At 41.3% G+C, this 6,000-nt stretch carries 5 protein-coding genes; 2 read left to right on the top strand and 3 right to left on the bottom strand.

The annotated features are described in order from the left end of the window. From BXY_RS16750 to BXY_RS16740, 3 genes are all read right to left on the bottom strand, one after another. The coding region (locus tag BXY_RS16750) for a hypothetical protein (protein ID WP_208946830.1) at positions 1 to 191 on the bottom strand (191 nt) is incomplete at its 3' end. Between the two features lie 116 nt (positions 192 to 307). Beyond that, a complete protein-coding gene (locus BXY_RS16745; RefSeq protein ID WP_015532483.1) occupies positions 308 to 2,944 on the bottom strand; it encodes a valine--tRNA ligase in 2,637 nt (878 codons plus the stop codon). Positions 2,945 to 3,008: 64 nt separating this feature from the next. Then, the gene (locus BXY_RS16740) at positions 3,009 to 3,647 is read right to left on the bottom strand and encodes a hypothetical protein (RefSeq protein WP_004315854.1); all 639 of its coding nucleotides are present in this window, start codon (positions 3,645 to 3,647) and stop codon (positions 3,009 to 3,011) included. Between the two features lie 140 nt (positions 3,648 to 3,787). Between BXY_RS16740 and BXY_RS16735 the strand changes: the two genes are divergently transcribed. Continuing rightward, the gene (locus BXY_RS16735; protein ID WP_015532482.1) at positions 3,788 to 4,840 is read left to right on the top strand and encodes a DUF3810 domain-containing protein; all 1,053 of its coding nucleotides are present in this window, start codon (positions 3,788 to 3,790) and stop codon (positions 4,838 to 4,840) included. 79 nt (positions 4,841 to 4,919) lie between these two features. Further along, positions 4,920 to 5,822 carry a helix-turn-helix transcriptional regulator gene (locus BXY_RS16730; RefSeq protein WP_004315852.1) on the top strand — a complete coding sequence of 301 codons (903 nt, stop codon included), beginning with the start codon at positions 4,920 to 4,922 and terminating at the stop codon, positions 5,820 to 5,822. Positions 5,823 to 6,000: the final 178 nt, after the last annotated feature.

The raw sequence follows: 6,000 nt of genomic DNA, 5'->3' as shown, positions 1-6,000 counted from the left end.
ATCCCCTGCTTCTGAAGAGCATCGTGTATGCACCAATAGAAATTTTTAGCCCAAGGCAGATTAAAATTAATGGAGTTTAAAACCAGTACTTCTTTATTTGTTATTTCAGTTCGGGCTGACACAGATAATAAGAATCCTTCTATAAAAAGGAATATGCTTAAGAATGAGATGGTTCGGAGTACTTGCTTCATTTGTGATGTTCGATAATAGCTACGGCAAAGGTAGTATTTATTTCCATTTCGCAAAAAAAAGACATCTCAAAATTAATCGAGATGCCTTATATTATTGAAATTTAGCTATCAGAGAGTTACGCTTTCTTTAAAGCAGCAATGCTTTCTTTCAAAGAATTAATAATACTTTCAGCATCGGTCTGTTTCTTGCGTTCCAGTTCGAGAACAGCCGCCGGAGCATTGTTGACGAATTTTTCATTGCTAAGCTTCTTCATTACGCCTTGCAAGAATCCTTCTTTATGCTTCAGTTCTGCTTCCATACGGGCAATTTCCGCTTCCACGTCAATCATATTACCCAATGGTACCGCAAATTCTGTTGTTCCTATCATGAAAGAAGCAGCACCTTCCGATTTGCTTTCCACCACTGTTACAGCAGACAGGTTACACATCTTGATAATCACCGGATTCATTTTTTCTACCGGATGACTATCCACAACCTGCAATTCGAGTTGTTCCTTCAAAGCAATATTCTTTTGTAAACGAATGCTGCGAACATTGCTGATAATTTCCTTAGCCAATTCAAATTCTTGCAGGAATTTCTCGTTTACCTCAAGAGGCTCCCTCATGAGAGTAACCATCAAACTTGCACCCGGTTCGCGCTCACGCAGTTGTTGCCACAGTTCTTCTGTGATAAACGGCATGAAAGGATGAAGCAACTCAAGCAGACGTTCGAAAGAACTAAGCACCATACTATAAATAAAGCCATTAATGGGCTGTCCATAAGCAGGTTTCACAATTTCCAGCAACCAGGAAGAGAACTCATCCCAGAACAGTTTGTAAACCAACATCAATGCTTCGCTCAAACGATATTTAGAGAACAAATCGGCAACTTCAACCGCAGCTGCATCCAGTCTCTGGTCGAACCATTGAACAGCCAGATGAGCCTCGGGTGGAACTGGAATGGAACCTTTGCCATTAGTCCATCCTTTAATCAGACGGAAAGCATTCCATATCTTGTTGCAGAAGTTACGTCCCTGTTCGCAAAGGGCGTCGTCGAAAAGAATATCGTTTCCGGCGGGAGCTGAAAGCATCATACCCATACGCACACCGTCGGCACCATACTTTTCGATCAGCTCCAATGGATCGGGAGAGTTACCGAGCGATTTAGACATCTTACGTCCCTGTTTATCACGAACGATTCCTGTGAAGTATACGTTCTTAAACGGCATCTGTCCCTCGTATTCGTAGCCTGCCATAATCATACGGGCTACCCAGAAGAAGATAATGTCCGGTCCTGTCACAAGGTCGCTTGTCGGATAGTAGTATTTGATTTCTTCGTTGCCCGGGTTGTTGATTCCGTCGAACAAAGAGATAGGCCACAACCAGGAAGAGAACCAAGTGTCCAGGCAATCTTCATCCTGACGAAGGTCTTCCATTGTCAGGGCGGCATTACCCGTCTTTTCTTTTGCTTTTGCCAGAGCTTCCTCGGGAGTAGCGGCTACTACATAACCACCTTCCGGCAGGAAGTATGCAGGAATACGATGTCCCCACCACAACTGACGGCTGATACACCAGTCTTTGATGTTTTCCATCCAGTGACGGTAGGTATTCTTGTATTTGGCAGGGTAGAATTTCAGATCGTCGTTCATTACCGGAGGCAATGCCATATCTGCGAAATGCTGCATCTTGAGGAACCATTGCATAGACAATTTCGGTTCGATCACAACGTTGGTACGTTCCGAATATCCTACCTTATTTGTATAGGCTTCTATTTTTTCGAGCAATCCGGCAGCTTCGAGGTCTTTCTCTATTTGCTTACGAACATCGAAACGGTCCATACCGATATACATACCTGCAGCTTCGCTCAATGTACCGTTATCATTGAAAATATCGATACTAGGCAAGTTGTATTTTTCACCCAGCATATAGTCGTTTACATCATGGGCCGGGGTTACTTTCAGGCAACCCGTACCGAATTCGATGTCTACATAATCATCCTCAATCACAGGAATGACACGGTTTACCAGCGGAACGATCACTTTCTTTCCTTTCAGCCATTCGTTCTTCGGGTCGTTCGGATTGATACACATAGCCGTATCACCCATAATTGTTTCAGGACGGGTTGTTGCAACAACCGCGTAGCGACCTTCCGGATCACCTTCTACTTTATAGCGGAGGTAATACAGTTTTCCGTGTTCTTCCTTATAGATTACTTCTTCGTCAGAAAGGGCAGTCAAGGCTTTCGGGTCCCAGTTTACCATGCGGACGCCCCGGTAGATCAATCCTTTATCGAACAGATCGACAAATACCTTGATTACACTTTCGCTACGTTTCTCATCCATAGTGAAAGCAGTACGATCCCAGTCGCAGGATGCGCCGAGTTTACGGAGTTGTTTCAGGATAATACCACCGTGCTCGTCTGTCCATTCCCAGGCATGTTTCAAGAATTCGTCACGAGATAGATCGGTTTTCTTGATACCTTGAGAAGCGAGTTTGTTTACAACTTTAGCTTCGGTAGCAATAGAAGCGTGGTCAGTTCCCGGCACCCAGCAAGCATTCTTGCCTTCCATACGGGCACGACGAACTAAAATATCCTGGATGGTATTATTAAGCATGTGTCCCATGTGTAACACACCGGTGACGTTCGGGGGCGGGATGACGATGGTGTAAGGTTCACGGCCATCGGGTTTTGAACTGAATAATTTGTGGTCCAGCCAATACTGGTACCACTTTCCCTCCACGTCAGCGGGATTGTACTTACTTGCTAATTCCATATTGTTTTATGTATATGATAATGTATATTCTAAAAATAACGGGTGCAAAATTAATAATTTAAATTCAAATCTTACCACCCTCGGGGTGTTTCTGTGCACGGAAAGAGAATTTATATCCCTCATAAAGAGCGAATCCGTAGAACAGGGCAGTCATCGACATTACATTTTTCAACAGAATAGAGAATATCTCTCCATAGTCTACACCTGCCAGGACTTGAAAATAGCCCATTTCATAATCTTGGGAGATATACCCGATAATAGACAAGAAATCACCTAAGATGCAACTAACCAGAGATAATGCCGCACCGGTAATTCCGAAAATGGGACGTATTCCCTTGCCCTGCCGCATCGCAAAACCTACCATGAATCCGATAGCAATGGGCATAAATCCTATCTGACGACCTGTAGAAACGGAGATCAGCCCCCATGCCACCGCACCAACGATGCATGCGACAACTGCACACAATATTCCTTTGGGCAGATTCTCTTCGGCAAGCATTTCCTCTTCTGTCATGAATACCGGAAAATCTTCCGGCTTGGGAGGCGCTAATCTTTCCAGTTCCTTATCTTGCTCAAAACTGTCACATTCTTCTTCAAAAGCGGGAAGTTCTCCGGTACGTTTACAAACGAGTCCTTTTCCGTTCACAAAATCACGTGACACGCAATTCCTGCAATACTTTTCTATTTCTTCTGATGTAGCCATCTTATCCGGTTTATGTTGAATAACTTTCTCTGATTACGCAGGTACACAAAGTCACTGTTAACAGATTTTTTGCAAATATAGAGGTATTTTTTCGCGCGACGTTTATTAAATGCATATTTTTGTTGACTGATTTTATACAAATGATGAAAAATAAGCCAAATGTAAGATATGTAGCCTTAGGAGCATTATTAATCCTGGTGTGGCTAACGCAATGGATTCCTGCTCTGGCAACGATCTATTCTCAAACAATCTATCCCCTTATCTCCTACGTCCTGTCGTTTTTTTCCGGTTTATTTCCTTTTGCCATAGGGGATTTATTTATTTTCCTTAGCATCACAGGCGTGATTGTTTATCCCTTTTATGCCCGTCTCCGCAAGAAGTTGCCTTGGAAGAAAATCTTATTGCGCGACGGGGAATACTTATTATGGATTTATGTATGGTTCTATCTGGCATGGGGACTGAACTACTCGCAGAAAAATTTCTATCAACGAACAGAAATCCCGTATACCGCCTATACTCCCGAGATTTTCCAAGAATTCGTAGATGATTATATTACTCAACTGAACCGTTCGTATACTCCTGTCAATAGTATCAATCAAGATTTGATACGAGAGGAAACTGTGCGAATCTATCATCAGTTAAGTGATAGCCTGGGCGTAAATCGCCCTCCACACGAGCATCCGAGGGTAAAAACAATGTTATTCACTCCCTTCATTTCGATGGTAGGGGTAACGGGTAGCATGGGGCCTTTCTTCTGCGAGTTTACACTCAACGGAGATTTGCTTCCCGTTAATTATCCGGCCACTTATGCTCACGAACTAGCCCATTTATTAGGTATCACCAGCGAAGCGGAAGCTAATTTCTATGCTTATCAGATTTGCACCCGTTCAGAAGCGATGGGAATCCGTTTTTCCGGATATTTTTCTATATTGGGACATGTATTGGGAAATGCGCAAAGATTACTCCCGGAAGAAAAATACACCCGACTGTTTAAACGCATCCGACCGGAAATTATCGAATTGGCTAAGAATAACCAGGCGTATTGGGCTGCCAAGTATAGCCCTGTAGTTGGTGCTGTGCAGGATTGGATATACGATCTTTATCTGAAAGGGAATAAGATAGAAAGCGGACGGCAGAACTACTCGGAAGTAGTGGGACTGCTGATTTCCTATCAGGAGTGGAAAAAGAAATAAGTATAGATTGTGCCTTGTTTTGGCACATAGTTTCACGATATTTGCAGCACTAATATAAAACGGATAAACTGATTTCTTTATGGCAAAAGATCTCTTTAATAGATATCTCTGGTTAGTAGACACAATCTATCGGGCTGGAACAATAACACTGGATGAAATTAATCGTAAATGGCTGCAGTGTGAAATGAGTAATGGAGAGGAAATCCCCAATCGGACTTTTCATAATCACCGGAAAGCTATTGAGGAACTATTCGACATTAACATAGAATGCGATAGACATAACGGATGTAATTATTACATAGAAAACACTGAAGAACTTAAAAAGGAAGGACTCAGAAAATGGCTCTTGAATACATTTGCAGTCAATACAACCCTCAATAAAAGCCACAAATTAAAGGATAAAATTCTACTAGAAGACTATCCCTCAGGAGAACAATATCTGATACCAGCCATTGAAGCTATTCATAATTGTATAACGTTGGAAATAACATATCAAAGTTATTGGCAGGACAAATCATATACATTTCAAATTGAACCTTATTGTATAAAAGCCTTCAAACAGCGTTGGTATATCGCAGCACGAAGTCCGTATTACAACAAAGTGTTGATCTACTCCCTCGAGCGAATACTCGAAATGGAACAAACAGATTTATCATTTGAGTGTCCTCAAACGTTCAATCCTAAAGTCTACTTCGACAACAGTTTCGGAGTTATTGTCGATGAAGAATATGATGTAGAAAAAATCAGAATAAAAGTCTACGGAAACCAATGTAAGTATTTCCGTTCCCTCCCGTTACACCATTCTCAAAAAGAAAGTGAAACACATAGTAACTATTCCATTTTCGATTATTCATTACGTCCTACCTATGATTTCTGTCAAGCTATACTATCGCATGGAAATCTTGTAGAAGTTCTAGAACCTCAATGGTTCAGAATTCAAATCGGAACAATGATTCAAAAAATGAATCAACTATATCAATGAATATTATCATAAATGTAATGAAGTGAGTATTCATTAGTAAATAATAAAGCAGTCCGGTCATCTTTTCTGATAAAATTCTTTTAATTCTAAAAAATGTTTCTTAGTTTTGTGATGTATAATCATTAAAAAGAAGTAGTAAGAAACAGAGAACTAAAATTTTCAGACATATTGATTGAAC

The sequence above is a fragment of the Bacteroides xylanisolvens XB1A genome (genome assembly GCF_000210075.1).
Classification (GTDB): domain Bacteria; phylum Bacteroidota; class Bacteroidia; order Bacteroidales; family Bacteroidaceae; genus Bacteroides; species Bacteroides xylanisolvens.
This window is presented reverse-complemented; position numbering and strand designations above follow the sequence as displayed.

Excerpts from the sequence above, each read along its gene's own strand:
- BXY_RS16735 (WP_015532482.1), top strand. The coding sequence starts at position 3,788 with ATGATGAAAAATAAGCCAAATGTAAGATATGTAGCCTTAGGAGCATTA.
- BXY_RS16740 (WP_004315854.1), bottom strand. The coding sequence starts at position 3,647 with ATGGCTACATCAGAAGAAATAGAAAAGTATTGCAGGAATTGCGTGTCA.
- BXY_RS16745 (WP_015532483.1), bottom strand. The coding sequence starts at position 2,944 with ATGGAATTAGCAAGTAAGTACAATCCCGCTGACGTGGAGGGAAAGTGG.
- BXY_RS16730 (WP_004315852.1), top strand. The coding sequence starts at position 4,920 with ATGGCAAAAGATCTCTTTAATAGATATCTCTGGTTAGTAGACACAATC.